Source organism: Salmonella sp. 5800 (genome assembly GCF_046558195.1).
Taxonomy (GTDB): domain Bacteria; phylum Pseudomonadota; class Gammaproteobacteria; order Enterobacterales; family Enterobacteriaceae; genus Salmonella; species Salmonella enterica.
Genome location: NZ_JBGDOX010000014.1, coordinates 65,318 through 91,382 on the forward strand (window position 1 = coordinate 65,318; position 26,065 = coordinate 91,382).

Sequence of the window (26,065 nt, forward strand, 5' to 3'; positions counted from 1 at the left end):
AACTTGCCGCCTTCCCTGAATTTAAAATACTTAGGATTTACATATAATTAGAGGAAGTAAAATGACAATATTGACTCATACCCTCGGTTTTCCTCGCGTTGGCCTGCGTCGCGAGTTGAAAAAAGCGCAAGAGAGCTACTGGGCGGGGAACTCAACGCGTGAAGCGTTACTGGCGGTGGGGCGCGAACTGCGCGCGCGTCACTGGGAGCAGCAGAAACAAGCGGGTATTGACCTGTTACCGGTAGGCGACTTTGCCTGGTACGACCATGTTCTGACCACCAGCCTGCTGTTAGGCAATGTGCCGGCTCGTCATCAGAACAACGACGGTTCCGTGGACATCGACACTCTGTTCCGCATTGGCCGCGGTCGCGCGCCAACCGGCGAACCGGCGGCGGCAGCGGAAATGACCAAATGGTTTAATACTAACTATCACTACATAGTACCGGAGTTCAGCAAAGGCCAGCAGTTCAGACTCACCTGGACACAGTTGCTGGAGGAAGTGGACGAAGCGCTGGCGCTGGGGCATAAGATCAAACCCGTACTGCTGGGGCCTGTCACGTATCTGTGGCTGGGTAAAGTGAAAGGCGAGCCGTTTGACCGCCTGACGTTGCTGAAAGACATTTTGCCAGTGTATCAGCACGTGCTGGCTGAACTGGCAAAACGTGGTATTGAGTGGGTCCAAATTGATGAGCCAGCGCTGGTGCTGGAACTGCCGCAGGTGTGGCTGGATGCCTTCAAACCGGCTTACGACGCGCTCGCCGGCCAGGTGAAGCTGTTGCTGACGACCTATTTTGAAGGCGTGACGCCAAACCTGGACACTATTATCGCGCTGCCGGTACAGGGGCTACATGTTGACCTCATTCATGGCAAAGATGATGTAGCGGAACTGCATCAACGTCTGCCGGTCGACTGGCTGCTTTCCGCAGGCTTGATTAACGGGCGTAATGTCTGGCGCGCCGATTTGACCGAAAAATACGCGCAGATTAACGCCCTTGTGGGCAAACGCGCGCTGTGGGTAGCATCCTCCTGCTCTTTGCTGCACAGCCCGATCGATCTCAGCGTCGAAACGCGTCTGGATACGGAAGTTAAAAGCTGGTTTGCCTTTGCGCTGCAAAAATGCGGTGAACTGGCGTTGCTGCGCGATGCGCTGAACAGCGGCGAAACGGCGGCGCTTGAGGAATGGAGCGCACCGATTCAGGCTCGTCGTCACTCCCGTCGCGTACATAATACCGCGGTAGAAAAACGCCTGGCGGCGATCACCGCGCAGGACAGCCAGCGTGAGAATCCGTATGAGGTGCGCGCTGAAGCGCAACGCGCCCGCTTTAAACTTCCCGCCTGGCCGACGACGACTATCGGTTCGTTTCCGCAAACCACGGAAATTCGCGGCCTGCGTCTGGACTTCAAAAAGGGCAACCTCGACGCGAATAACTACCGCACCGGCATCGCCGAACATATCAAACAGGCTATCATCGAGCAGGAGCGTTTAGGGCTGGATGTGCTGGTACACGGCGAAGCCGAGCGAAACGACATGGTGGAATACTTCGGCGAGCATCTGGACGGCTTCGTCTTTACCCAGAATGGTTGGGTGCAAAGCTATGGCTCCCGCTGTGTGAAACCGCCGGTAGTGATTGGCGATATCAGCCGTCCGGCACCGATTACCGTGGAGTGGGCGAAATATGCCCAGTCGCTGACCGACAAGCCGGTAAAAGGGATGTTGACCGGCCCGGTGACTATTCTTTGCTGGTCATTCCCCCGCGAAGACGTGACCCGCGAAACGATTGCGAAACAGATTGCGCTGGCGCTGCGTGATGAAGTCGCGGATCTGGAGGCGGCGGGGATCGGGATTATTCAGATCGACGAACCGGCGCTGCGTGAAGGTTTACCATTGCGTCGCAGCGACTGGGACGCCTATCTGGAATGGGGTGTGGAAGCCTTCCGCATCAACGCGGCGGTGGCGAAGGATGAAACTCAGATCCACACCCACATGTGTTACTGCGAGTTCAACGACATTATGGATTCGATCGCCGCGCTGGATGCGGATGTGATCACCATTGAGACCTCCCGCTCGGATATGGAGTTGCTGGAGTCGTTCGAAGCGTTCGACTACCCGAACGAAATCGGGCCGGGCGTGTACGATATTCACTCGCCGAACGTGCCGAGCGTCGAGTGGATTGAAGCCCTGCTGAAGAAGGCGGCACAACGTATTCCGGCACAACGCCTGTGGGTGAATCCGGACTGCGGTCTGAAAACTCGCGGTTGGCCGGAAACCCGCGCGGCGTTAGCGAACATGGTCAAAGCGGCGCATAATCTGCGTCAGGCGAAATAGCCCATCCTGACCGCTGCTTTTATCCGGCAGCAATGCGGCGCTACCCTTTGACGGGTAGCGCCCGTGTCTGACCTGATTAACAGCGCCTCTTTCTTCTCATTTCCCTTTTTCTTATTTTCCGCGCTGTCTTTTTCAGGATCTGGCTATTTGGCGATCTTGATAATAAAAAGGTTCTCCGTATGAATGACAACCAGGCGGATAGCGTCCCCGGAAGCAGCGCGGCGGCTTTTATTGCCTCGCAGATCGTTTTTCCTGTCATGATCGCCCAGCGCTCTCATAGCACAAAACGAGGTTTTCCATTCTGTTATGTTCCCTGGCGACGATAAACGTCGCATTGTCTCATGGCGCTGGTGAACCTTATTTTTTAACGGAGATGTCTGACATGGCGGTAGCAGGTTGTCACGTAATGGCCAAACCCGGCGGCGCGATCTGCAATATTGATTGCACATATTGCTTCTATCTTGAAAAAGAGGCGCTGTACCCAGAACGCAATAAAAACTGGCGAATGTCGGACGAGACGCTGGAACAGTTTATACGCCAGCATATTGCCGCGCAGAGTGGCGACCGCATTGACTTTGCCTGGCAGGGCGGCGAACCGACCATGATGGGGCTACCGTTTTTCCGCCGGGTTGTCGCATTATGTGAAAAGTACGGCGATGGGCGAAAAATCACTCATGCGTTGCAGACGAACGGCATCCTGGTGAATGACGAGTGGGCGCGCTTTTTCGCTGAACAGCATTTTCTCATCGGTCTCTCTATCGACGGCCCGGCGTCGTTACACAACCACTATCGGCTTAATCGCGCTGGAAAAGGAACTCATGAACAGGTCGTCGCAGCAATGGCGCGGCTTAAAGCGCACCATGTCGACTTTAATACCTTAACCGTCGTGGGAAAACATAACGTCGGTCATGCAGCAGACGTCTACGAATTTCTTCTGGCGGCGGGATCGCGTTTTATTCAGTTTATCCCGCTGGTAGAGCGAATGAGCACCGATAACTCATCGGTACTTAATCTGGTGATGCCCGGCGAAAGCGCGGCGACGCTGGCGCCATGGACGGTACCGTCGTGGCAATATGGCGAATTTCTCAACCAGATCTTTGATATCTGGGTTCGTCGCGACGTAGACCGCGTCTATGTGCAGATGTTTGACGTGGCGTTAGCCGCCTGGACGGCGCAGCAGCCGGTACTGTGTGTACATTCCGAGACTTGTGGACATGCCTTCGCGTTGGAGTCGAACGGCGATCTCTACAACTGCGACCACTTTGTCTACCCGGAGCATCTGCTGGGGAATATCCACCAGCACAGCATCAAAGCCTTAAATAATAGCGAGCGGGCTATTGCGTTTGGCGAGGCCAAGCGGGAGACCCTGACCGCCGATTGTCGTCGCTGTGACTACCGCTTTGCGTGTCATGGCGGCTGTCCGAAGCATCGCTTTGCCGTCTCGCCGTCCGGTCATCCTGCGCATAATTACTTGTGTGCGGGCTATAAGCATTTTTTCCAGCACGTTACGCCGTATATGAATGTCTGGCGGGAGCTGCTGGCGCAAGGCTATCCGATGGCATCGATCATGCGCTGGCTGGCGCAGGACGCGCGTAAAGACACAGGAGCCGTCAGTCGTAACCATCTCTGTCCCTGCGGCAGCGGTAAAAAATATAAAAAATGCTGTGGTAAAGCATAGCTAACGTGGCGATGACGCTTTGTTGAGCCTACACCGACTCCGGTCTCGTAGGCCCAACAAACATCGTAATTCGCTGTGGTTAGCCTTTTTTCCCGCCGTACTGCGCGAACCATTCCAGCATTCTTTGCCAGCCGTCTTTCGCCGAGGCTTCGTGGTATCCCGGACGATAATCGGCATTAAACGCGTGCCCTGCATCGGGATAGACCACGATTTCCGCCTTCGCATTAGCGGCGCGTAGCGCCTGACGCATGGTTTCCACGCTCTCCTGTGGAATACTGGTATCCTGCCCGCCGTATAAACCCAGTATCGGCGCGTTAAGATCGGTGGCGATATCAACGGGATGCTTCGGCGAATTGAGTGACGTGTCGCCCACCAGCTTGCCGTACCACGCTACCGCTGCTTTTAACTGTGGGTTGTGCGCGGCGTACAGCCAGGTAATCCGGCCTCCCCAACAAAAACCGGTGATCATCAGCCGATGCGCATCCCCGCCGTTGCGCGAAGCCCAACTGGCGACGTGATCCAGGTCGGCAAGGACTTGCGAATCGGGTACTTTAGCCACCAGCCCGCTCAATAATGTGGGTATATCGGCGAAATCATTGGGGTCGCCTTCGCGGAAATAGAGCTCCGGCGCGATAGCGAGATAGCCTTCCAGCGCCAGTCGTCGGCAAATATCGCGAATGTGTTCATGTACGCCAAAAATTTCCTGTACCACAATGACCACAGGCAGCGCGCCGTCGCTCGCTTTTGGTCTGGCGTAATAGGCTGGCATATCGTCGCCCTGAGAGGGAATCGACGTTATCCCCGCGCTAATGGCCCCATCAGGCGTATGAATCAGTGGGGAAGCTGCAGGTGCAAAGCCGGATGGATGTGTCGTTGTCATGGTATTCTCCGTACCCTTAAAAAATAGCGCAATCTTAACTATAGACAGTGTGTAACAAACCACATTGCCTTAAAGCGGCTATCTTTTGTGCAATGCCTGGCGATATTGATTATTTATTGTGATGCGCATCACTTTTTAATGGTAATCGAGTGCAATTGTTTTACGCCATAGTGATGGCTGTCACGAAAATATCTTTATGCCTTAGGTAAAGTGTCTTTTTGCTTCTTCTGACAAACCCGATTCACAGAGGAGTTTTATATGTCCAAGTCTGATGTTTTTCATCTCGGCCTCACCAAAAACGATTTACAAGGGGCCCAGCTCGCCATCGTCCCTGGCGATCCTGAGCGTGTGGAAAAGATCGCCGCGCTGATGGATAAGCCGGTTAAGCTGGCATCTCACCGCGAATTCACCTCCTGGCGCGCTGAGCTGGATGGCAAAGCAGTTATCGTTTGCTCTACCGGTATCGGCGGCCCGTCTACCTCTATTGCCGTGGAAGAACTGGCGCAACTGGGTATTCGTACCTTCTTGCGTATCGGCACCACGGGGGCTATTCAGCCGCACATTAACGTCGGCGACGTTCTGGTAACGACCGCATCCGTACGTCTGGATGGGGCGAGCCTGCATTTTGCGCCGATGGAATTCCCGGCGGTTGCCGACTTTGCCTGCACCACTGCGCTGGTTGAAGCCGCGAAATCGATTGGCGCCACGACTCACGTTGGCGTAACCGCCTCTTCCGACACTTTCTATCCGGGTCAGGAACGTTACGACACCTATTCTGGCCGCGTTGTGCGTCGCTTCAAAGGTTCTATGGAAGAGTGGCAGGCGATGGGCGTGATGAACTACGAAATGGAATCCGCTACGCTGTTAACCATGTGCGCAAGCCAGGGGTTACGCGCAGGTATGGTGGCGGGCGTTATCGTCAACCGTACCCAACAAGAGATTCCGAATGCGGAAACGATGAAACAAACTGAAAGCCACGCGGTGAAAATCGTCGTGGAAGCGGCCCGTCGTCTGCTGTAATTCTCCTCTCTTTTGCAAAGGCCGACGCGTTCGGCCTTTTCTTTTTGCGTGGCGCCTCGCAGGAAATCCCTTTTAAACTGGACGTTTATACAGCACAATTCTATTTTGTGCAGGACAGTGTGGTTCCAGGAGAGGTGTTGTGGATATTACTCTTATGATAAGCGCCGTCGTGGCGCTGGCGGCTGGGGCGGTGATTGGCTGGCTGGCGACGAAAGCGCACGCCGATCAAATCCGCGCCGATCTTATCGAAGAACGGCGTGAGCTGGATATCGAACTTAGCGCGGCCCGGCAGCAATTAGCGCAAGAAGCGCACTGGCGCAGTGAATGCGAGTTACTTAATAACGAACTGCGTAGCCTGCACAGTATTAATACCTCTCTGGAAGCCGATCTGCGTGAAGTCACGACCCGTCTGGAAGCGACTCAACAACACGCGGAAGACAAAATCCGTCAGATGATCAACAGCGAACAGCGTTTAAGCGAGCAGTTTGAAAATCTGGCGAACCGTATTTTTGAACACAGTAATCGTCGCGTAGACGAACAAAACCGACAAAGCCTGAATAGCCTGCTGACGCCGCTGCGTGAGCAACTGGACGGTTTTCGCCGCCAGGTTCAGGAGAGTTTTGGCAAAGAAGCGCAGGAGCGGCATACGCTGGCGCACGAAATTCGTAATTTGCAGCAGCTTAACGCGCAAATGGCGCAGGAAGCGATCAACCTGACGCGCGCCCTGAAAGGGGACAATAAGGCGCAAGGAAACTGGGGCGAAGTTGTGCTGGCGCGGGTGCTGGAGGCATCCGGACTGCGTGAAGGCTACGAATACGAAACCCAGGTTAGTATTGAGAACGATGCGCGCTCGCGGATGCAGCCGGATGTCATCGTCCGCTTGCCGCAGGGCAAAGATGTGGTCATCGACGCTAAAATGACGTTGGTCGCCTACGAGCGTTACTTTAACGCTGAAGATGACTACACGCGCGAGGCCGCTTTACAAGAGCACATCGCCTCGGTGCGCAATCATATTCGCTTACTGGGGCGTAAAGACTACCAGCAGCTTCCCGGCCTCCGCTCGCTGGACTATGTTCTGATGTTTATCCCCGTAGAACCCGCTTTCCTGCTGGCGTTAGATAAACAGCCCGAACTGATAACCGAGGCGCTGAAAAATAACATTATGCTGGTAAGCCCCACGACGCTACTGGTGGCATTACGGACAATCGCCAACCTGTGGCGCTATGAACACCAGAGCCGCAATGCGCAGCACATCGCAGACAGAGCCAGTAAGCTCTACGATAAAATGCGGTTGTTCGTTGATGATATGTCAGCGATCGGTCAGAGTCTGGATAAAGCGCAGGATAACTACCGCCAGGCGATGAAAAAACTTGCGTCGGGGCGTGGCAACGTTTTGGCGCAGGCGGAGGCCTTCCGGGGGCTAGGCGTGGAAATCAAACGCGAGATTAATCCGGATTTAGCGGAACAGGCCGTTACGCAAGATGAAGAATATCGTTTACGATCGATCCCTGAAGGGCGGCAGGATGAACATTATCCCAATGATGAACGGGTGAAGCAGCAGTTAAGTTAACCCATACGGAGTAGTTTAGTCCTGGCGCAGAGTAGGGCAAATTGGCCCAATCTGTTACACTTCTTGAACATTTTTATCGATAAGCAGGCACTGAGATGGTGGAAGATTCACAAGAAACGACGCACTTTGGCTTTCAGACCGTCGCTAAAGAGCAGAAAGCTGACATGGTGGCCCACGTTTTTCATTCTGTGGCGTCAAAGTACGATGTGATGAATGATTTAATGTCATTTGGCATTCATCGTTTGTGGAAGCGCTTCACCATTGATTGCAGTGGCGTGCGTCGTGGACAAACCGTTCTCGATTTAGCGGGCGGTACGGGCGATCTTACCGCGAAATTTTCACGTATGGTCGGGGAAACTGGCAAAGTTATCCTGGCGGATATTAATGATTCTATGCTCAAAATGGGGCGTGAGAAGCTGCGTAATATCGGCGTGATCGGCAACGTAGAGTATGTGCAGGCGAATGCCGAAGCTCTGCCTTTCCCTGATAATACGTTTGATTGCATTACCATTTCGTTTGGTTTGCGCAATGTAACGGAAAAAGAAAAAGCGCTGCGGTCAATGTTCCGTGTGTTGAAACCCGGCGGACGTTTACTGGTGCTTGAATTTTCCAAGCCTATCATTGAGCCGCTGAGTAAAGCGTATGACGCCTATTCTTTCCATATTTTACCGCGTATTGGCTCGATGGTCGCAAACGATGCGGATAGCTATCGGTATCTCGCGGAATCCATCCGTATGCATCCCGATCAGGATACCTTAAAAGCCATGATGCAGGACGCCGGATTTGAGAGCGTGGATTATTACAATCTGACGGCGGGCGTTGTGGCATTGCACCGTGGTTATAAATTCTAGGAGGGTGGAATGCCTTTTAAACCCTTAGTGACCGCAGGAATTGAAGGTCTCCTCAATACGTTTCTGTATCGTTCGCCAGCGCTGAAATCAGCCAGAACGCGCTTACAGGGAAAAGTACTGTGTGTGAAACTAAAGGGATTTTCGACGCCATTAGTCCTGGTATTCAGTGAACGCCAGGTTGATGTGCTGGGGGCATGGGAAGACGAAGCGGACTGTACGGTAATCACTCAAGCTAGCGTTTTGCCAAAACTACGCGATCGTCAGCAGTTGGCCGCGCTTATTCGCAGCGGCGAACTGGAAGTGCAGGGCGATATTCAGGTCGTGCAAAATTTTGTGGCGCTCGCCGATCTCGCCGAATTCGATCCTGCGGAGCTGTTGGCGCCATACACGGGTGATATTGCGGCGGAAAGTATCGGTAAGGTCGTGCGTGGCGGGGCTAAATTCCTGCGCCACGGGTTTCAACGCCAGCAGCGTTATGCCGCTGAAGCGATCACTGAAGAGTGGCGTATGGCGCCTGGCCCGCTGGAAGTCGCATGGTTTGCCGAAGAAACCGCGGCTGTTGAGCGCGCCGTAGATTCTCTGACCACACGGCTGGAAAAACTGGAGGCCAAATGACGCCAGGTGAAGTACGGCGCCTATATTTCATCATCCGCACGTTTCTAAGCTACGGCCTTGATGAACTCATCCCCCGAATGCGTCTTACACTGCCACTCCGATTATGGCGCTATTCGCTGTTCTGGATGCCAAACCGGCATAAAGATAAATTGCTGGGTGAACGATTAAGACTGGCGTTGCAAGAGCTGGGACCGGTCTGGATCAAATTTGGTCAGATGCTCTCCACGCGCCGTGACCTGTTCCCGCCGCAAATCGCCGATCAGCTCGCTTTGCTCCAGGATAAAGTCGCGCCATTCGATGGTCGGCTGGCGAAAGCCCAGATTGAAGAGGCGATGGGGGGGCTACCAGTCGAAGCCTGGTTTGACGACTTTGATATCCAGCCTTTAGCGTCGGCGTCAATCGCCCAGGTACATACCGCGCGATTGAAATCAAACGGTAAAGAAGTGGTTATTAAGGTCATTCGCCCGGATATTTTGCCGGTAATTCAGGCAGACCTGAAACTGATTTATCGCCTTGCTCGCTGGGTACCACGCCTGTTGCCGGATGGGCGTCGTCTGCGCCCGACGGAAGTGGTGCGTGAGTATGAGAAAACGCTGATCGATGAGCTGAATCTGCTGCGGGAATCGGCCAACGCGATTCAGTTACGCCGCAATTTTGAAAATAGTCCCATGCTATATATCCCGGAGGTGTACTCCGATTACTGTAGCCAGAACATGATGGTGATGGAGCGGATATACGGCATTCCGGTTTCGGATGTGGCGGCGCTGGAAAAGAACGGCACCAACATGAAACTGCTGGCGGAACGCGGGGTTAAAGTTTTCTTCACCCAGGTTTTCCGCGACAGCTTTTTCCATGCGGACATGCATCCGGGAAATATTTTTGTCAGCCATGAACACCCTGAAAATCCGCAATATATCGGCATTGACTGCGGTATCGTCGGGTCGCTAAACAAAGAAGATAAGCGTTATCTGGCTGAAAACTTTATCGCGTTTTTTAATCGCGATTACCGAAAGGTGGCAGAACTGCATGTCGATTCAGGCTGGGTTCCGCCAGATACCAACGTTGAAGATTTTGAGTTTGCCATCCGCACCGTCTGTGAACCTATCTTTGAAAAGCCGCTCGCGGAAATCTCGTTTGGTCATGTGTTGTTAAACCTTTTCAATACAGCGCGTCGATTTAACATGGAAGTCCAGCCGCAACTGGTGTTGTTGCAGAAAACATTATTGTATGTTGAAGGGGTTGGGCGGCAACTTTATCCTCAGCTTGATTTGTGGAAAACGGCGAAGCCGTTTCTTGAGTCCTGGATTAAAGATCAGGTGGGTATTCCGGCTCTCACGCGGGCTCTTAAAGAAAAAGCGCCGTTCTGGGTCGAAAAAATGCCAGAAATACCTGAACTGGTGTACGACAGTTTGCGCCAGGGCAAATATTTACAGCACAGTGTTGATAAGATTGCGCGCGAGTTACAGGTAAACCATGTGCGCCAAAGTCAGTCTCGTTATTTATTGGGAATTGGCGCAACGCTGTTACTGAGCGGGTCATTCTTACTCGTCAACCGCCCTGAATGGGGATTGATGCCTGGCTGGCTCATGGTCGGCGGCGTAGTTGTCTGGCTGGTTGGCTGGCGTAAAACTCGTTGAGATTTTTTATCGCTCAACGCCGGTTGTGTCACGCAGGTACATATTATCACTCGAGGCAGTACTCAGGCCGCAAGTCAATGTCGTCCCGGTCGTATGTAAAAGTATGTGAATAGGGCGGGCGAAAGCGGCTAACAAAGAGGCAGCGCGAAGGATAATGTGTATAATGCGGCCCTATTAATTCATCATCTATCACAGAGGAACATGTATGGGTGGTATCAGTATTTGGCAGTTGTTGATTGTTGCCGTTATCGTCGTACTGCTGTTCGGCACCAAAAAACTCGGTTCCATCGGTTCCGATCTTGGCGCGTCTATCAAAGGCTTTAAAAAGGCCATGAGCGATGATGATGCCAAACAGGATAAAACCAGTCAGGACGCTGATTTTACCGCTAAATCTATCGCGGATAAGCAAGGCGAAGCGAAAAAGGAAGACGCTAAAAGCCAAGATAAAGAGCAGGTATAATCCGTGTTTGATATCGGTTTTAGCGAACTGCTGTTAGTGTTCGTTATCGGCCTCATTGTGTTGGGGCCGCAACGATTGCCAGTAGCGGTAAAAACGGTAGCGGGCTGGATTCGCGCGTTGCGGTCCCTTGCGACAACGGTTCAGAATGAACTGACTCAGGAACTGAAACTTCAGGAGTTCCAGGACAGTCTGAAAAAAGTCGAAAAGGCGAGCCTGGAAAATCTGACTCCCGAACTGAAAGCATCTATGGATGAACTGCGTCAGGCGGCGGAGTCGATGAAACGCACCTACAGCGCTAACGATCCCGAACAAGCGAGCGATGAAGCGCATACCATCCATAATCCGGTGGTAAAAGGGAACGAAACGCAGCATGAGGGCGTTACCCCTGCCGCCGCTGAAACACAGGCGAGCGCGCCGGAACAAAAGCCGGAGCCCGTTAAAGCTAACGTGCCTGAGTCGACGGAAACCGCTTCCGTAGCCACGATAGACGCCGAGAAGAAATCCGCTGCGCCTGTTGTCGAATCTTCCCCCTCGTCGAGTGATAAACCGTAAACATGGCTGTAGAAGATACTCAACCGCTTATCACGCATCTGATCGAGTTGCGTAAGCGCCTGCTAAACTGCATCGTCGCAGTACTTCTGATTTTTCTGGCGTTAATTTATTTCGCCAATGATATTTATCATTTAGTCGCCGCACCGCTGATTAAACAGATGCCGCAAGGGGCGACAATGATTGCGACGGATGTGGCGTCGCCGTTTTTTACGCCTATCAAACTCACCTTCATGGTGTCTTTGATCTTATCCGCGCCTGTCATTTTGTACCAGGTTTGGGCCTTTATCGCCCCGGCGCTGTATAAGCATGAGCGTCGTCTGGTCGTACCGCTGCTGGTATCCAGCTCGCTGCTTTTCTACATTGGTATGGCCTTCGCCTATTTTGTCGTATTCCCTTTGGCCTTTGGTTTCCTGACGCATACGGCGCCGGAAGGGGTACAGGTTTCGACAGATATCGCCAGCTATCTTAGCTTTGTTATGGCGCTTTTTATGGCCTTTGGCGTAGCCTTTGAAGTGCCGGTGGCGATTGTGTTGCTGTGCTGGATGGGCATCACCACGCCAGAAGATTTGCGTAAAAAACGGCCTTATATCCTGGTCGGGGCATTCATTGTGGGAATGCTGCTTACGCCGCCAGATGTTTTCTCGCAAACGTTGCTGGCGATACCGATGTACTGCCTGTTTGAAATTGGCGTTTTCTGCTCACGCTTTTATGTCGGTAAGCGACGGACGCGCGACGAAGATAACGAGGCCGAAACCGAAAAGGCCGAGCACACTGAAGACTAAACACAACCGCCCGCCAGGGCGGTTGTCATATGGGGGCAAGCATGTTTGATATTGGCGTTAATTTAACCAGTAGCCAGTTTGCAAAAGATCGTGATGATGTGGTCGCCCGTGCGTTTGCGGTGGGAGTAAAAGGTATGCTACTGACCGGAACGAACATCCATGAAAGTCAGCAGGCGTTAAAACTGGCGCGGCGCTACCCCCATTGTTGGTCGACGGCTGGCGTCCATCCCCATGACAGCAGTCAGTGGTCATCCGCGTCTGAAGACGCCATTATTGCGCTGGCGAACCAGCCGGAAGTCGTCGCTATCGGTGAGTGCGGGCTGGATTTCAATCGCAATTTTTCCACGCCGCAGGAGCAGGAGCGTGCCTTTCAGGCGCAGCTACAAATTGCCGCCGAATTACAGATGCCAATCTTTATGCACTGCCGGGACGCGCATGAGCGATTTCTGGCATTGCTTGATCCCTGGCTGGATAGTCTTCCTGGTGCAATACTGCACTGCTTTACCGGTTCACGCCAGCAAATGCAGGCCTGTGTGGACAGAGGACTCTATATCGGTATTACCGGGTGGGTTTGCGACGAACGACGCGGGCTTGAGCTACGTGAACTCTTACCGTTTATTCCAGCGGAAAAGCTACTGATAGAAACCGACGCGCCGTATCTGTTGCCTCGCGATCTTACGCCGAAACCAACGTCACGACGCAACGAGCCCGCGTATCTGCCTCACATCCTGGAGCGCATTGCGCTATGGCGTGGTGAAGATCCGCAATGGTTAGCGGCGATGACAGATGCCAACGCCAGAACCTTATTTGAGGTTGTATTCTGAACGATCGCTAAATCTTGCGAAAACCGGTGTTTTTTACGCTCTGCTTCACTTCTTTATTGAGTAAATTAAGCAGTAACATCGAACGCGTTTCGCCATCCGGTTCGGTAAAAATCGCTTTCAGCCCTTCAAATGCGCCTTCCGTGATGATGACGCTATCGCCGGGATAGGGGGTTTCAGGATCGACAACGCCTTCGGGCTTGTAGATAGAAAGCTGATGAATAACGCTGGAAGGCACGATCGCAGGATGCGCGCCAAAGCGCACAAAATGGCTGACGCCGCGCGTGGCGTTGATTGTAGTGGTATGTATCACTTCCGGATCAAATTCAACGAACAGATAATTAGGAAAGAGCGGTTCGCTGACGGAGGTACGTTTTCCGCGTACCATTTTTTCCAGGGTGATCATCGGTGTCAGGCAACTTACCGCTTGTCTTTCGAGGTGTTCCTGAGCACGCTGAAGTTGCCCGCGTTTGCAGTACAGTAAATACCAGGATTGCATAATAACTCTTATCCGCTTGTTCGGGGCGCAAGCATAGCAAAAGCCATGCGCGAAGTTAATTATACACTTCATCCTTTAAGCCGTATCTGGATTAGCGTTGGTTGCCAGAGTTCACGCTAATTTAACAAAAATACAGCATCCCGATGATGAACGCCGTATAATGATGCGCTTACCAAGAGGCTACAATGGACGCCATGAAATATCACGATTTACGCGACTTCCTGACGCTACTTGAGCAGCAGGGGGAACTAAAACGCATCACGCTACCTGTGGATCCTCATCTGGAAATCACGGAAATCGCTGACCGCACGCTGCGTGCCGGTGGACCGGCGTTGCTGTTTGAAAATCCTAAAGGTTACGCCATGCCGGTGCTGTGCAACCTTTTTGGCACGCCAAAACGCGTGGCGATGGGCATGGGGCAGGATGATGTTTCCGCATTACGGGAAGTGGGTAAATTATTAGCGTTTCTGAAAGAACCTGAGCCGCCGAAAGGCTTTCGCGATCTGTTTGACAAGCTGCCGCAGTTTAAGCAAGTGCTGAATATGCCGACGAAACGGTTACGCGGCGCGCCTTGCCAGCAGAAAATCGCGTCTGGCGATGATGTCGATTTAACGCGTCTTCCTGTCATGACCTGTTGGCCGGACGACGCCGCGCCGCTGATTACCTGGGGACTGACGGTAACGCGTGGCCCGCACAAAGAACGGCAAAACCTGGGCATTTATCGTCAGCAGTTGATAGGTAAAAATAAGCTTATTATGCGCTGGCTGTCTCACCGCGGCGGCGCGCTGGATTTTCAGGAGTGGTTAGCCGCGCGTCCGGGTGAACGTTTCCCGGTCTCCGTCGCATTGGGCGCCGATCCGGCGACGATTCTTGGTGCCGTGACTCCTGTTCCCGATACTCTGTCGGAGTATGCCTTTGCGGGCCTGCTGCGCGGCACGAAAACTGAAGTGGTTAAATGCCTTTCTAACGATCTGGAAGTGCCTGCCAGCGCCGAGATTATCCTTGAAGGTTACATTGAGCCGGAAGAGATGGCGCCGGAAGGACCGTATGGCGATCATACGGGCTATTATAATGAAGTGGATAGCTTTCCGGTCTTTACCGTCACGCATATTACGCAGCGTGAGGATGCCATCTATCACTCCACCTATACCGGGCGTCCGCCCGATGAGCCTGCGGTATTAGGGGTGGCGCTCAATGAAGTCTTCGTGCCTATTCTGCAAAAACAGTTTCCGGAAATCGTCGACTTTTATCTGCCGCCGGAAGGGTGTTCTTACCGCCTGGCGGTAGTGACGATGAAAAAGCAGTACGCTGGTCATGCGAAACGCGTCATGATGGGCGTCTGGTCGTTTTTGCGCCAGTTTATGTATACGAAATTTGTTATCGTTTGCGATGATGACGTTAACGCACGCGACTGGAATGATGTGATCTGGGCGATTACCACCCGTATGGACCCTGCGCGGGATACGGTGCTGGTTGAAAATACGCCGATTGACTACCTGGATTTTGCCTCGCCGGTCTCCGGGCTGGGTTCAAAAATGGGGCTGGATGCCACAAACAAATGGCCGGGCGAAACCCAACGCGAGTGGGGTCGTCCTATTGTTAAAGATCCTGAAGTTACCGCGCGTATTGATGCGATTTGGGATGAGCTGGCTATCTTTAAATAACTGAAAGCGGACATCGACATTTCAGGCTGTGGCGACTCGGCTTGAAAAATGTCGGTATTGACCCGACACCCGACAGAGGGAGCGCATGACAACCTTAAGCTGTAAAGTGACCTCGGTAGAAGCTATCACCGATACCGTATATCGGGTTCGTTTAGTGCCGGACGCGGCGTTTTCATTCCGCGCTGGTCAGTATTTGATGGTCGTAATGGACGAGCGTGACAAACGCCCGTTTTCGATGGCCTCAACGCCGGACGAGAAAGGGTTTATTGAATTACACATTGGCGCTTCCGAGCTCAATCTGTATGCGATGGCGGTCATGGATCGGATTCTGAAAGACCGGGAAATCGTCGTCGATATTCCGCATGGCGACGCCTGGCTACGTGACGATGAAGAGCGTCCGTTGATTCTGATCGCGGGCGGTACGGGCTTTTCTTATGTGCGCTCCATCCTGTTGACGGCGTTAGCGCGCAACCCGGCCCGCGATATTACCATTTACTGGGGCGGTCGCGAAGAAAAGCACCTCTATGATCTCTCTGAGCTGGAAGCACTCTCTGTTAACCATCCGAATTTGCGTATTGAACCTGTTGTCGAGCAGCCGGAAGAAGGCTGGCGTGGACGTACAGGAACGGTACTTACGGCGGTATTGCAGGATTATGGTACGCTGGCGGGGCACGATATTTATATTGCCGGACGTTTTGAGATGGCGAAAATCGCCCGCGATCTGTTCTGTCATGAGCGTAACGCGCGGGAAGATCGTCTGTTTGGCGATGCGTTCGCATTTATTTAACTATTTTATGGGACGCAGTAGCGTCCCTTTTTACGTTAGCCTACCTAAAAATCCTCTTAATTATTAATTAATCGTCAACTATAAAACGTTATGATATTGAATATCTACAGGCTTTGTATTGCGTGTAATAAATTAAGTAATATTATGTCCTGAGGCTATCAATAAAAATAGTTAATTATATATGATTCATTTATTCTTATAAAAGAAACATAAAATGGAAAGTTAGTTATTTATTTATAAGATGGAGAGTGTTATGAAATTTAAATATGCTTTAACTTCTCTCGCATTATCTGTTGCAATTTTGTCATCAGTACCTTCTACTGCTTTCGCCATCGGCGGCGCCAGCGGCGCTAAAGTGGACTATCAGGTCCAGGGAAAAATTGGCGAAGTTGTTATGAACCCCTATGATATCGCGCCGCTAACCGCCGTTATTCGTAATGGCGGTTACCAGTTACGTGACGTGCATGTGCGGATTGTCCCCAAAGAAAATGGCCAGGAGATCGCGTATAAAGTTAATAATAAATACCTTTTAACGTATGGCGGTATTCCCGTCTTTGGTCTTTACCCAGATTATGTCAATACCGTTGAAGTTGAATATACAAGAATCCAGGGTAGTAAAACCGAAAATATAAAAGAAAGCTATAAAATGTATGCACCGCCTGCCTATATTGAATCGGCGGGTACAAAAGAAGAACAATCAGCACTCTTTACTATCGATGTTAAAAAGGTTTCCCCAGAATTTAAAGATCGCTTGTATCTTTTGAATAATACGAAAGATAAGTCTGGGAATGGAACGCGTACTGTCTGGAACAACCCTACTGGGGGTGCATTAGAATGGAACTTCACTACAGCTAACGCTATTATCGACACCTCCGGTGATATTCGTTGGTTTATGAATCCAAGTTCAATTTATGATTTAAAGTCAATTTATCGTGCTGGCGTTATGATGGGCTTTAAACAAAACCAGGATGGCGCACTATCGTGGGGCTACGGTCAGCGTTATGTGAAATACGATATCATGGGGCGTGAAATCTTTAACCGCCGCCTGCCGGATAATTATAACGATTTTTCACACTCAATGGATAACGCGGCCAACGGTCACTACTTCCTGCGTGTAGCCAGCTCTAACTATAAACGTCCTGATGGGAAAAATGTTCGTACCGTGCGTGATGTGATTGCCGAAGTTGATCAGAACGGCGTGGTAGTGGATGAATGGCGTCTGTTTGATATCCTCGATCCTTATCGTGATGTGATAATGAAAACCCTCGATCAGGGCGCTGTGTGCCTGAATATCGACGCCAGCCAGTCCGGCCATACGTTGAGCGAAGAAGATCTGGCGGCGCTGGACTCCTCCGACAAATTCGGGGATATCGTGGGTAGTGGGGCTGGCCGCAACTGGGCGCATGTCAACAGCGTCGACTATGACAGTGAAGATGATTCCATCATCATCAGCTCCCGCCACCAGAGTGCGATTATCAAAATCGGCCGCGATAAGAAAGTGAAGTGGATACTGGGTACGCCTGCTGGCTGGAAAGCGCCATTTAATGCCGCAATTCTGACGCCAGTGGATAGCAAAGGCCAAAAAATCGCTTGCCAGGACAGTGGCTGCGAGGGTGACTTCGACTGGACATGGACGCAACATACGGCTTTTAAAATTGATAGTAAGAGTAAAGGCGATATCTTATACCTTTCCGCTTTCGACAATGGCGATGGCCGCGGCTTAGAACAGCCTGCTATGCAGAGTATGAAATACAGCCGCTCCGTGATTTACAAAATCGACCAGAAAAACAAGACAGTCCAACAGATCTGGCAATACGGTAAAGAGCGCGGGAACGAGTGGTTTAGCCCGGTAACCTCTATCACCGAGTACCAGACTGACAAGAATTCTGTGTTCGTGTATTCCGCAACAGCAGGTGGTGCGTTTGATTTGTCGGTAGGCGCATTTACCAGCTTGCCTAATCCGTATCTGGAAGAGTTCAAATGGGGAGAAAAAGAGCCTGCGGTCGAAATGCAAATACATGGTGCGCGTGGATATCAAGCTATGCCATTTAGCCTGACCAAAGCGCTTACTGAGTAGAACGGGCCATACGGTGAAAAAACCCGCCCCTGACGGGCGGGAAAAACGGCAACTAAACTGTTTCCCGTCATAATTCGCGCAGCCTCTTTGTTGGCTGCCTTTGCTCACCCCGGGCACATAGTTATCTATGTGCCCGGGGATTCGCTCAGTTGCCGCTGCGCTGCAATGCGAGTTATTTAGGGGATATTATCTTTGATTAAACCCGCTCAAACACCGTGGCGATGCCCTGACCCAGACCAATACACATCGTCGCCAGACCAAACTGCGCGTCTTTGCGCTCCATCAGGTTGATAAGCGTGGTGCTGATACGTGCTCCGGAGCAGCCGAGCGGATGACCAAGCGCGATCGCGCCGCCGTTGAGGTTGATCTTCTCGTCTATCTGCTCCATCAATCCCAGATCCTTAATGCATGGCAGGATCTGTGCGGCAAACGCTTCGTTCATCTCAAACACATCGATATCGCTGGCCGACAGTCCCGCTTTTTTCAACGCCAGTTTTGATGCCGGAACCGGCCCGTAACCCATAATTGACGGATCACAACCCACCACTGCCATTGAGCGAATACGGGCGCGAGGTTTCAGGCCCAGCTCACGGGCACGACTTTCGCTCATTACCAGCATGGCGGCTGCGCCATCGGAAAGCGCGGATGAGGTGCCCGCCGTGACCGTGCCACTAACCGGATCAAATGCCGGACGCAGCGTTGATAGCGCTTCGACCGTGGTTTCCGGGCGGATCACTTCATCGTAGTTAAACTGCTTCAACACGCCGTCTGCATCATGACCGCCAGTCGGGATAATCTCCGTTTTGAATGCGCCAGACTGGGTAGCGGCCCAGGCGCGAGCGTGAGAGCGGGCGGCGAACTGGTCCTGCATTTCCCGGCTAATGCCGTGCAGGCGGGAGAGCATTTCCGCCGTTAGCCCCATCATCCCTGCCGCTTTGGCGACGTTGCGGCTCAGACCCGGGTGAAAATCCACGCCGTGGCTCATCGGCACGTGCCCCATATGCTCCACGCCGCCAACCAGACAAACCTGCGCATCGCCGGTCATGATCATTCGCGCTGCATCGTGTAACGCCTGCATCGAGGAACCACACAGACGGTTGACGGTGACCGCCGGTACCGAATGGGGAATTTCTGCCAGCAGCGCGGCGTTACGGGCAATGTTGAAGCCTTGCTCCAGCGTTTGTTGTACGCAGCCCCAGTAAATATCATCGAGGGTCGCCGCTGTAAGCGACGGATTACGCGCCAGCAGGCTACGCATTAAGTGGGCGGAGAGATCTTCTGCCCGCACGTTGCGAAACGCGCCGCCCTTCGAACGGCCCATCGGGGTGCGAATAGCATCGACAATGACAACCTGTTCCATTGTGACTCCTTAAGCCGTTTTCAGAGAACCAACCGGACGGGCTGGTTCAACCGGGGGATAATACGGTTCGTTATGGCGCGCTTTATCACGCAGCCCTTCCGGCACTTCATACAGCGGGCCGAGGTGTTGATACTGCTGCGCCATATCAAGATATTTCGCGCTGCCCTGTGTATCCAGCCAGCGGAATGCGCCGCCGTGGAACGGAGGGAAGCCCAGGCCGTAGACCAGCGCCATATCGGCTTCCGCCGGGCTTGCGATAATGCCTTCTTCCAGACAGCGAACCACTTCGTTAATCATCGGGATCATCATACGGGCGATTATCTCGTCGTCGCTGAAGTCGCGTTTCGGCTGACTGACGCTTGCCAGCAGGTCATCCACCGCGGCATCTTCTTCTTTCTTCGGCTTACCCTTGCTGTCTTCTTTATAGCGCCAGAAGCCCAGACCGTTTTTTTGCCCAAAACGGCTGGCGTCAAACAATGCGTCGATCGCGTCGCGATACTCTTTCTGCATCCGTTGCGGGAAGCCTGCCGCCATTACCGCCTGCGCGTGATGCGCGGTATCAATACCCACCACGTCGAGCAGATAGGCCGGGCCCATCGGCCAGCCGAACTGTTTTTCCATCACTTTATCGACCTTGCGGAAATCCGCGCCGTCGCGCAGCAGTTGACTGAAACCGGCGAAATAGGGGAACAGCACGCGGTTAACAAAGAAGCCGGGGCAGTCGTTGACTACAATCGGTGTCTTGCCCATTTTGCTGGCCCAGGCGACGACTTTGGCAATGGTTTCGTCTGAACTCTTCTCGCCGCGAATGATTTCAACCAGCGGCATCCGGTGTACCGGGTTGAAGAAGTGCATTCCGCAAAAGTTTTCCGGACGTTCCAGGGCGCTTGCCAGTTCGCCAATTGGGATGGTGGAGGTATTTGAGGCCAGCACGGTTTCCGGGCGCACTTTCTGCTCGGTTTCCGCCAGTACCGCTTTTTTGACTTTCGGATTTTCGACTACCGCTTCGACAACAACATCTACGCGATCGAAACCGGCATAATCGAGAGTCGGGTGGATGGTCGAAATGACGCCCGCCAGCTTCAGACCGTCGATCTTGCCGCGCTCCAGCTGTTTGTTCAGCAGCTTGGCCGCTTCGGTCATGCCGAGGTTCAACGATTTATCGTTGATATCTTTCATGATGACCGGTACGCCTTTCCAGGCCGACTGGTAAGCGATACCGCCGCCCATAATGCCCGCGCCCAGTACGGCTGCCTGTTTCGGCGTCTCAATATCTTTGGTCAGCTTTTTGGCTTTACCTTTTACATATTGATCGTTGAGGAAGATACCGACCAGCGCACGAGCCTCATTGGTATGCGCCAGCGGAACAAAGCTTTTATTTTCCAGATTCAACGCTTCTTCACGACCAAAACGCGCGGCGGCTTCAATGGTTTTCACTGCGGTCATCGGCGCCGGATAATGTTTACCCGCCGTTTGTGCGACCATGCCTTTAGCGATGGTAAAGCTCATCGCCGCTTCAATCTTACTGAGTTTCAACGGTTCCAGTTTCGGCTGGCGTTTAGCTCTCCAGTCGAGATCGCCGGTAATGGCCTGGCGTAACACCGCTATCGCGCCTTCAATTAGCTTCTCTTGTTTGACCACGCCGTCCACAAGGCCGATTTTCAGCGCGTGCTCAGCACCGACATCTTTACCTGCCGCGATAATCTCCAGCGCGCTGTCTGCGCCCAGCATACGCGGCAGACGAACGGAGCCGCCGAAACCCGGCATGATGCCCAGTTTAGTTTCCGGCAGACCGATACGGAGGTCTGGCGTCGCCAGACGGTAATCGGTGGCCAGTACGCATTCGCACCCGCCCCCCAGCGCATAGCCGTTTACGGCGGCAAGGGTCGGTACGGGTAAATCTTCCAGACGGTTAAAGACGCTATTAGCGAAATGCAGCCATTGGCTTAACTGCTCTTCGGGGACGAGGAACAGTGAAAGAAATTCGGTGATGTCCGCGCCGACAATAAAGGCCGCTTTATTCGAGCGCAGCAGCAGCCCTTTTAAATCGTGTTGCTTTTCCAGCACCTCAAGCGCCTGGCCGAGGCTGGCGACGGTTGCGGTGTCGAGTTTATTGACCGAGCCTGGAGCATCGAACACCAGTTCGGCGATGCCATCTTCCAGCCAGTCGAGGTACAGGGTGTCGCCTTTATAAAGCATGTCAGTCTCCTGAATCCACAAGGTGATCTGGTCGTACCAGATGAAGCGAAGTGTGTATTTTGTGTTAATAAAATGCAAATAAATGATTAAAGAAATGCCGATGTGATCACGCTCGGCAGAGATCACGCTCTCGTGGGGCGATGTGCTAAGATGCGGAAACTTGAGGTCAAAAAAACAGAAGGGTAAAAAATGGAATCACTGGCCGCGCTCTATAAAAATCATATTGTTACCTTACAAGAACGGACGCGCGATGTTCTGGCGCGCTTTAAGCTGGATGCGTTACTTATTCATTCCGGCGAGCTTTTCAACGTCTTTCTCGACGATCACCCTTATCCGTTTAAGGTCAATCCGCAGTTTAAAGCGTGGGTGCCGGTAACTCAGGTTCCAAATTGCTGGCTGCTGGTCGATGGCGTCAACAAACCCAAATTGTGGTTTTATCTGCCAGTCGATTACTGGCATAACGTTGAACCGCTGCCAACGTCCTTCTGGACAGAAGAAGTCGAGGTCGTCGCCTTACCGAAAGCGGATGGCATCGGCAGCCAGCTGCCTGCCGCGCGTGGCAATATCGGCTATATCGGCCCGGTTCCTGAGCGCGCGCTACAATTGGATATCGCCGCCAGCAACATCAACCCGAAAGGTGTTATCGACTATCTGCATTACTACCGCGCCTATAAAACGGATTATGAACTGGCCTGTATGCGCGAAGCGCAGAAAATGGCGGTGAGCGGTCATCGTGCGGCGGAAGAGGCCTTCCGTTCCGGCATGAGCGAGTTTGACATCAACCTGGCGTACCTGACCGCCACGGGACATCGCGATACCGATGTTCCATACAGCAACATTGTGGCGCTGAACGAACATGCCGCCGTGCTGCATTACACGAAACTGGATCATCAGGCACCGTCTGAAATGCGCAGTTTCCTGCTGGATGCGGGCGCGGAATACAACGGCTACGCGGCGGATCTGACGCGAACCTGGTCGGCGAAAAGCGATAACGACTACGCCCACCTGGTGAAAGATGTTAACGACGAACAGTTGGCGCTGATCGCTACCATGAAGGCGGGCGTTAGCTATGTGGATTATCATATTCAGTTCCATCAGCGCATCGCAAAGCTGCTGCGTAAACATCAAATCATTACCGACATGAGTGAAGAGGCGATGGTGGAAAATGATCTCACCGGGCCGTTTATGCCGCACGGTATTGGTCATCCGTTGGGTCTGCAGGTACACGATGTGGCCGGGTTTATGCAGGATGATTCCGGTACGCATCTCGCCGCGCCGTCCAAATACCCGTATCTGCGCTGCACGCGTGTGTTACAGCCGCGAATGGTGTTGACCATCGAACCGGGGATTTACTTCATCGAATCGCTGTTAGCGCCGTGGCGCGAAGGCCCGTTCAGCAAGCACTTCAACTGGCAGAAAATTGAAGCGCTCAAGCCTTTCGGCGGTATTCGCATTGAAGATAACGTGGTCATCCACGAAAACGGCGTGGAAAACATGACGCGGGATTTAAAACTGGCGTAATGGACAGTTGGTTAATCCCTGCAGCGCCGGTCACCGTTGTTGAAGAGATCAAAAAAAGCCGCTTTATTACGCTATTGGCGCATACCGATGGCGTAGACGCGGCGAAAGCGTTTGTTGAGTCAGTCAGAGCTGAGCACCCTGATGCGCGCCACCATTGTGTGGCGTGGGTGGCGGGGGCGCCGGACGACTCACAGCAACTGGGCTTTTCAGACGACGGCGAACCGGCGGGAACGGCAGGCAAGCCGATGCTTGCGCAATTGATGGGCAGCGGCGTCGGAGAGATTACTGCCGTCGTCGTGCGCTACTATGGTGGTATTCTGCTGGGTACGGGCGGGCTGGTAAAAGCCTATGGCGGCGGTGTGAATCAGGCATTACGTCAGCTTGCCACACAACGCAAGACGCCATTAACCGAATATACTTTGCAGTGTGAGTACGGTCAGTTGGCCGGAATCGAAGCATTATTAGGACAGTTTGCCGGGAAGATCGTTTCCAGCGATTATCAGGCGTCTGTTCGGCTCAGGGTGGCGCTTCCTTTTGCTCATGTGAATGCATTTTCCACAAAACTGGCGGATTTTAGCCGTGGTTCATTGCAATTGTTAGCGATTGAAGAATAATCCCCACCTCATTTTTAAGAATAAAGGAAGCGGCAGAGATGCATTTTCGCGCCATTACCCGAATCGTTGGACTACTGGTTATCTTATTTTCGGGGACAATGATTCTCCCGGGACTGGTAGCGCTAATATATCGTGATGGCGCAGGAAGAGCGTTCACGCAGACCTTTTTTGTCGCGCTGGCGATCGGTTCCATACTGTGGTGGCCGAACCGTAGGGAAAAGGGCGAGCTGAAATCCCGCGAAGGATTTCTTATCGTGGTGCTGTTCTGGACCGTGCTGGGCAGCGTGGGTGCGCTGCCGTTTATTTTCTCGGAAAGCCCAAACCTCACCATTACCGATGCTTTTTTTGAATCGTTCTCCGGGTTAACCACCACGGGCGCCACTACGCTGGTGGGGCTGGATTCATTACCGCACGCCATTCTCTTTTATCGTCAGATGCTGCAATGGTTTGGCGGTATGGGGATCATTGTGCTGGCGGTGGCGATTCTCCCTATCCTCGGCGTCGGGGGGATGCAGCTCTATCGGGCGGAAATGCCGGGGCCGTTGAAAGATAACAAAATGCGCCCGCGTATTGCCGAGACGGCGAAAACGCTGTGGCTTATCTATGTCTTGCTAACGGTAGCCTGCGCGCTGGCGCTATGGTTTGCAGGGATGCCCGCGTTTGACGCTATCGGACACAGCTTCTCCACTATCGCTATCGGCGGCTTCTCAACGCATGACGCCAGCGTAGGCTATTTTGATAGTCCCACTATTAATACCATCATCGCTATTTTCCTTCTGATCTCCGGTTGTAACTATGGCCTGCATTTCTCTTTATTAAGCGGGCGTAGCCTGAAGGTATACTGGCGCGATCCGGAATTCCGCATGTTCATCGGCGTACAGTTGACGCTGGTGGTGATCTGCACGCTGGTACTGTGGTTCCATAATATCTACGACTCGGCGCTGACAACGCTAAATCAGGCATTCTTCCAGGTTGTGTCGATGGCGACAACGGCAGGGTTTACCACGGACAGCATTGCGCGCTGGCCGCTGTTTTTGCCCGTCTTGCTGCTATGTTCCGCGTTTATTGGCGGTTGCGCCGGGTCAACGGGCGGGGGGTTAAAGGTCATCCGTATTCTGTTGTTGTTTAAACAGGGGAACCGCGAACTCAAACGTCTGGTGCATCCGAATGCCGTTTACAGTATTAAGCTGGGGAACCGGGCGCTGCCAGAACGTATTCTGGAAGCCGTCTGGGGATTCTTTTCTGCCTACGCGCTGGTATTTATCGTCAGTATGCTGGCCATTATCGCTACAGGCGTAGATGATTTCTCGGCTTTCGCCTCGGTAGTGGCTACGCTTAATAACCTGGGACCGGGGCTGGGGGTGGTTGCTGATAACTTCGCCAGTATGAATCCGGTTGCGAAATGGATACTCATCGCCAACATGCTATTTGGTCGTCTGGAAGTATTCACTTTGCTGGTACTTTTTACCCCGACTTTCTGGCGTGAATAATGGAGTAACACGTGAAAACATTGATTCTTTTCTCTACCCGGGACGGACAAACGCGCGAAATTGCCTCTTATCTGGCTTCTGAACTCAAAGAGATGGGGATCTGGGCCGATGTCGTTAATCTGCATCGCGCAGAAGAACCGGACTGGGATAGCTATGATCGCGTAGTGATTGGCGCGTCTATTCGTTATGGCCATTACCACAGCGCCTTTCAGGAGTTCGTTAAGAAATACGCCACGCGGTTGAACGGAATGCCGAGCGCCTTTTATTCCGTTAACCTGGTGGCGCGTAAAGCTGAAAAACGGACGCCGCAGACTAACAGCTATGCGCGTAAGTTTTTAATGAGCTCTCCGTGGCGACCTGACTACTGTGCCGTCATTGCAGGCGCGCTTCGCTATCCCCGCTATCGCTGGTATGACCGTCTGATGATCAAGCTTATTATGAAGATGTCGGGCGGCGAAACGGATACCAGTAAAGAAGTGGTGTACACCGACTGGGAGCAGGTTGCGCACTTTGCCCGTGAAATAGCCCATTTAACCAACAAATCGTCGGCAAAATAAACGCAAAGAATAAAAAGTGCGCACTCAGAAAATTATTTTAAATTTCCTCTTGTCAGGCAGAAATAACTCCCTATAATGCGCCACCACTGACACGGAACAACGGCA

22 protein-coding genes are annotated in these 26,065 nt (G+C 52.7%); 18 read left to right on the top strand and 4 right to left on the bottom strand.

Going from position 1 to position 26,065, the window contains the following annotated elements:
* Positions 1 to 61 precede the first annotated feature (61 nt).
* Entirely contained in the window at positions 62 to 2,326 is a 2,265-nt protein-coding gene (metE, locus tag ACLJZ5_RS20665) for a 5-methyltetrahydropteroyltriglutamate--homocysteine S-methyltransferase (RefSeq protein ID WP_024798256.1), read from the top strand.
* A gap of 334 nt (positions 2,327 to 2,660) precedes the next feature.
* Complete coding sequence (locus tag ACLJZ5_RS20670) at positions 2,661 to 4,004, top strand: anaerobic sulfatase maturase (RefSeq protein ID WP_000017947.1); 1,344 nt, start codon at positions 2,661 to 2,663, stop codon at positions 4,002 to 4,004.
* Between the two features lie 79 nt (positions 4,005 to 4,083).
* On the opposite strand, the gene ACLJZ5_RS20675 is transcribed toward ACLJZ5_RS20670, so the two are convergent.
* A complete protein-coding gene (locus ACLJZ5_RS20675) occupies positions 4,084 to 4,884 on the bottom strand; it encodes a dienelactone hydrolase family protein (RefSeq protein ID WP_024798257.1) in 801 nt (266 codons plus the stop codon).
* A 258-nt stretch (positions 4,885 to 5,142) separates the two neighbouring features.
* Between ACLJZ5_RS20675 and udp the strand changes: the two genes are divergently transcribed.
* The 9 genes from udp (at position 5,143) to tatD (ending at position 13,195) form a co-directional block, all read left to right on the top strand.
* Positions 5,143 to 5,904 carry a uridine phosphorylase gene (gene udp / locus ACLJZ5_RS20680; RefSeq protein ID WP_000045169.1) on the top strand — a complete coding sequence of 254 codons (762 nt, stop codon included), beginning with the start codon at positions 5,143 to 5,145 and terminating at the stop codon, positions 5,902 to 5,904.
* 139 nt (positions 5,905 to 6,043) lie between these two features.
* Positions 6,044 to 7,474, top strand: coding sequence for a DNA recombination protein RmuC (gene rmuC, locus ACLJZ5_RS20685; protein ID WP_000355562.1), 1,431 nt, complete (start codon positions 6,044 to 6,046; stop codon positions 7,472 to 7,474).
* Between the two features lie 95 nt (positions 7,475 to 7,569).
* Entirely contained in the window at positions 7,570 to 8,325 is a 756-nt protein-coding gene (gene ubiE, locus ACLJZ5_RS20690; RefSeq protein ID WP_000229009.1) for a bifunctional demethylmenaquinone methyltransferase/2-methoxy-6-polyprenyl-1,4-benzoquinol methylase UbiE, read from the top strand.
* Between the two features lie 9 nt (positions 8,326 to 8,334).
* Complete coding sequence (ubiJ, locus tag ACLJZ5_RS20695) at positions 8,335 to 8,940, top strand: ubiquinone biosynthesis protein UbiJ (RefSeq protein WP_024798258.1); 606 nt, start codon at positions 8,335 to 8,337, stop codon at positions 8,938 to 8,940.
* Positions 8,937 to 10,577 (top strand): ubiquinone biosynthesis regulatory protein kinase UbiB, encoded by a 1,641-nt coding sequence (ubiB, locus tag ACLJZ5_RS20700; protein WP_000187559.1) that lies wholly within the window; start codon positions 8,937 to 8,939, stop codon positions 10,575 to 10,577. Before ubiJ ends, ubiB begins: the two co-directional genes overlap by 4 nt.
* A gap of 205 nt (positions 10,578 to 10,782) precedes the next feature.
* On the top strand, positions 10,783 to 11,037 hold the full coding sequence (gene tatA, locus ACLJZ5_RS20705) for a Sec-independent protein translocase subunit TatA (RefSeq protein WP_000508972.1): 255 nt from the start codon (positions 10,783 to 10,785) through the stop codon (positions 11,035 to 11,037).
* 3 nt (positions 11,038 to 11,040) lie between these two features.
* Complete coding sequence (gene tatB / locus ACLJZ5_RS20710) at positions 11,041 to 11,589, top strand: Sec-independent protein translocase protein TatB (protein ID WP_000459612.1); 549 nt, start codon at positions 11,041 to 11,043, stop codon at positions 11,587 to 11,589.
* A 2-nt stretch (positions 11,590 to 11,591) separates the two neighbouring features.
* Positions 11,592 to 12,371, top strand: coding sequence for a Sec-independent protein translocase subunit TatC (gene tatC / locus ACLJZ5_RS20715; protein WP_000257554.1), 780 nt, complete (start codon positions 11,592 to 11,594; stop codon positions 12,369 to 12,371).
* 41 nt (positions 12,372 to 12,412) lie between these two features.
* Positions 12,413 to 13,195, top strand: coding sequence for a 3'-5' ssDNA/RNA exonuclease TatD (gene tatD, locus ACLJZ5_RS20720; RefSeq protein WP_024798259.1), 783 nt, complete (start codon positions 12,413 to 12,415; stop codon positions 13,193 to 13,195).
* Positions 13,196 to 13,202: 7 nt separating this feature from the next.
* Here tatD and rfaH read toward each other — a convergent pair whose 3' ends face one another.
* Positions 13,203 to 13,691, bottom strand: coding sequence for a transcription/translation regulatory transformer protein RfaH (rfaH, locus tag ACLJZ5_RS20725; RefSeq protein WP_001192410.1), 489 nt, complete (start codon positions 13,689 to 13,691; stop codon positions 13,203 to 13,205).
* Between the two features lie 185 nt (positions 13,692 to 13,876).
* Here rfaH and ubiD point away from each other — a divergent pair, with 185 nt between their 5' ends.
* The 3 genes from ubiD (at position 13,877) to ACLJZ5_RS20740 (ending at position 18,219) form a co-directional block, all read left to right on the top strand.
* On the top strand, positions 13,877 to 15,355 hold the full coding sequence (gene ubiD / locus ACLJZ5_RS20730; RefSeq protein ID WP_024798260.1) for a 4-hydroxy-3-polyprenylbenzoate decarboxylase: 1,479 nt from the start codon (positions 13,877 to 13,879) through the stop codon (positions 15,353 to 15,355).
* An 85-nt stretch (positions 15,356 to 15,440) separates the two neighbouring features.
* A complete protein-coding gene (gene fre / locus ACLJZ5_RS20735) occupies positions 15,441 to 16,142 on the top strand; it encodes an NAD(P)H-flavin reductase (RefSeq protein ID WP_024798261.1) in 702 nt (233 codons plus the stop codon).
* 253 nt (positions 16,143 to 16,395) lie between these two features.
* On the top strand, positions 16,396 to 18,219 hold the full coding sequence (locus ACLJZ5_RS20740; protein WP_000669887.1) for an aryl-sulfate sulfotransferase: 1,824 nt from the start codon (positions 16,396 to 16,398) through the stop codon (positions 18,217 to 18,219).
* A 196-nt stretch (positions 18,220 to 18,415) separates the two neighbouring features.
* Here ACLJZ5_RS20740 and fadA read toward each other — a convergent pair whose 3' ends face one another.
* Both fadA and fadB read right to left on the bottom strand, forming a co-directional pair.
* On the bottom strand, positions 18,416 to 19,579 hold the full coding sequence (gene fadA / locus ACLJZ5_RS20745; RefSeq protein ID WP_000438778.1) for an acetyl-CoA C-acyltransferase FadA: 1,164 nt from the start codon (positions 19,577 to 19,579) through the stop codon (positions 18,416 to 18,418).
* 9 nt (positions 19,580 to 19,588) lie between these two features.
* Positions 19,589 to 21,778: a fatty acid oxidation complex subunit alpha FadB gene (gene fadB / locus ACLJZ5_RS20750; RefSeq protein ID WP_000966000.1), complete on the bottom strand. Its 2,190-nt coding sequence runs from the start codon at positions 21,776 to 21,778 to the stop codon at positions 19,589 to 19,591.
* A gap of 189 nt (positions 21,779 to 21,967) precedes the next feature.
* Between fadB and pepQ the strand changes: the two genes are divergently transcribed.
* The 4 genes from pepQ to hemG are packed head-to-tail and all read left to right on the top strand — an operon-like array spanning position 21,968 to position 25,960.
* Positions 21,968 to 23,299, top strand: a complete 1,332-nt coding sequence (gene pepQ / locus ACLJZ5_RS20755) for a Xaa-Pro dipeptidase (RefSeq protein ID WP_000444529.1) — start codon at positions 21,968 to 21,970, stop codon at positions 23,297 to 23,299.
* Entirely contained in the window at positions 23,299 to 23,913 is a 615-nt protein-coding gene (locus tag ACLJZ5_RS20760) for an IMPACT family protein (protein WP_000378897.1), read from the top strand. The genes pepQ and ACLJZ5_RS20760 overlap by 1 nt, the downstream gene beginning before the upstream one ends.
* Before the next feature lie 38 nt (positions 23,914 to 23,951).
* Complete coding sequence (gene trkH, locus ACLJZ5_RS20765) at positions 23,952 to 25,403, top strand: Trk system potassium transporter TrkH (RefSeq protein ID WP_000545688.1); 1,452 nt, start codon at positions 23,952 to 23,954, stop codon at positions 25,401 to 25,403.
* An 11-nt stretch (positions 25,404 to 25,414) separates the two neighbouring features.
* Positions 25,415 to 25,960, top strand: coding sequence for a menaquinone-dependent protoporphyrinogen IX dehydrogenase (hemG, locus tag ACLJZ5_RS20770; protein ID WP_000853982.1), 546 nt, complete (start codon positions 25,415 to 25,417; stop codon positions 25,958 to 25,960).
* Positions 25,961 to 26,065: the final 105 nt, after the last annotated feature.

Coding starts and splice junctions, on each gene's coding strand:
- ubiB (WP_000187559.1), top strand. CDS start 8,937: ATGACGCCAGGTGAAGTACGGCGCCTATATTTCATCATCCGCACGTTT.
- ACLJZ5_RS20760 (WP_000378897.1), top strand. CDS start 23,299: ATGGACAGTTGGTTAATCCCTGCAGCGCCGGTCACCGTTGTTGAAGAG.
- metE (WP_024798256.1), top strand. CDS start 62: ATGACAATATTGACTCATACCCTCGGTTTTCCTCGCGTTGGCCTGCGT.
- ACLJZ5_RS20675 (WP_024798257.1), bottom strand. CDS start 4,884: ATGACAACGACACATCCATCCGGCTTTGCACCTGCAGCTTCCCCACTG.
- ubiE (WP_000229009.1), top strand. CDS start 7,570: ATGGTGGAAGATTCACAAGAAACGACGCACTTTGGCTTTCAGACCGTC.
- tatD (WP_024798259.1), top strand. CDS start 12,413: ATGTTTGATATTGGCGTTAATTTAACCAGTAGCCAGTTTGCAAAAGAT.
- tatA (WP_000508972.1), top strand. CDS start 10,783: ATGGGTGGTATCAGTATTTGGCAGTTGTTGATTGTTGCCGTTATCGTC.
- fre (WP_024798261.1), top strand. CDS start 15,441: ATGACAACCTTAAGCTGTAAAGTGACCTCGGTAGAAGCTATCACCGAT.
- rfaH (WP_001192410.1), bottom strand. CDS start 13,691: ATGCAATCCTGGTATTTACTGTACTGCAAACGCGGGCAACTTCAGCGT.
- ubiJ (WP_024798258.1), top strand. CDS start 8,335: ATGCCTTTTAAACCCTTAGTGACCGCAGGAATTGAAGGTCTCCTCAAT.
- ACLJZ5_RS20740 (WP_000669887.1), top strand. CDS start 16,396: ATGAAATTTAAATATGCTTTAACTTCTCTCGCATTATCTGTTGCAATT.
- pepQ (WP_000444529.1), top strand. CDS start 21,968: ATGGAATCACTGGCCGCGCTCTATAAAAATCATATTGTTACCTTACAA.
- tatC (WP_000257554.1), top strand. CDS start 11,592: ATGGCTGTAGAAGATACTCAACCGCTTATCACGCATCTGATCGAGTTG.
- trkH (WP_000545688.1), top strand. CDS start 23,952: ATGCATTTTCGCGCCATTACCCGAATCGTTGGACTACTGGTTATCTTA.
- udp (WP_000045169.1), top strand. CDS start 5,143: ATGTCCAAGTCTGATGTTTTTCATCTCGGCCTCACCAAAAACGATTTA.
- ubiD (WP_024798260.1), top strand. CDS start 13,877: ATGGACGCCATGAAATATCACGATTTACGCGACTTCCTGACGCTACTT.
- fadA (WP_000438778.1), bottom strand. CDS start 19,579: ATGGAACAGGTTGTCATTGTCGATGCTATTCGCACCCCGATGGGCCGT.
- fadB (WP_000966000.1), bottom strand. CDS start 21,778: ATGCTTTATAAAGGCGACACCCTGTACCTCGACTGGCTGGAAGATGGC.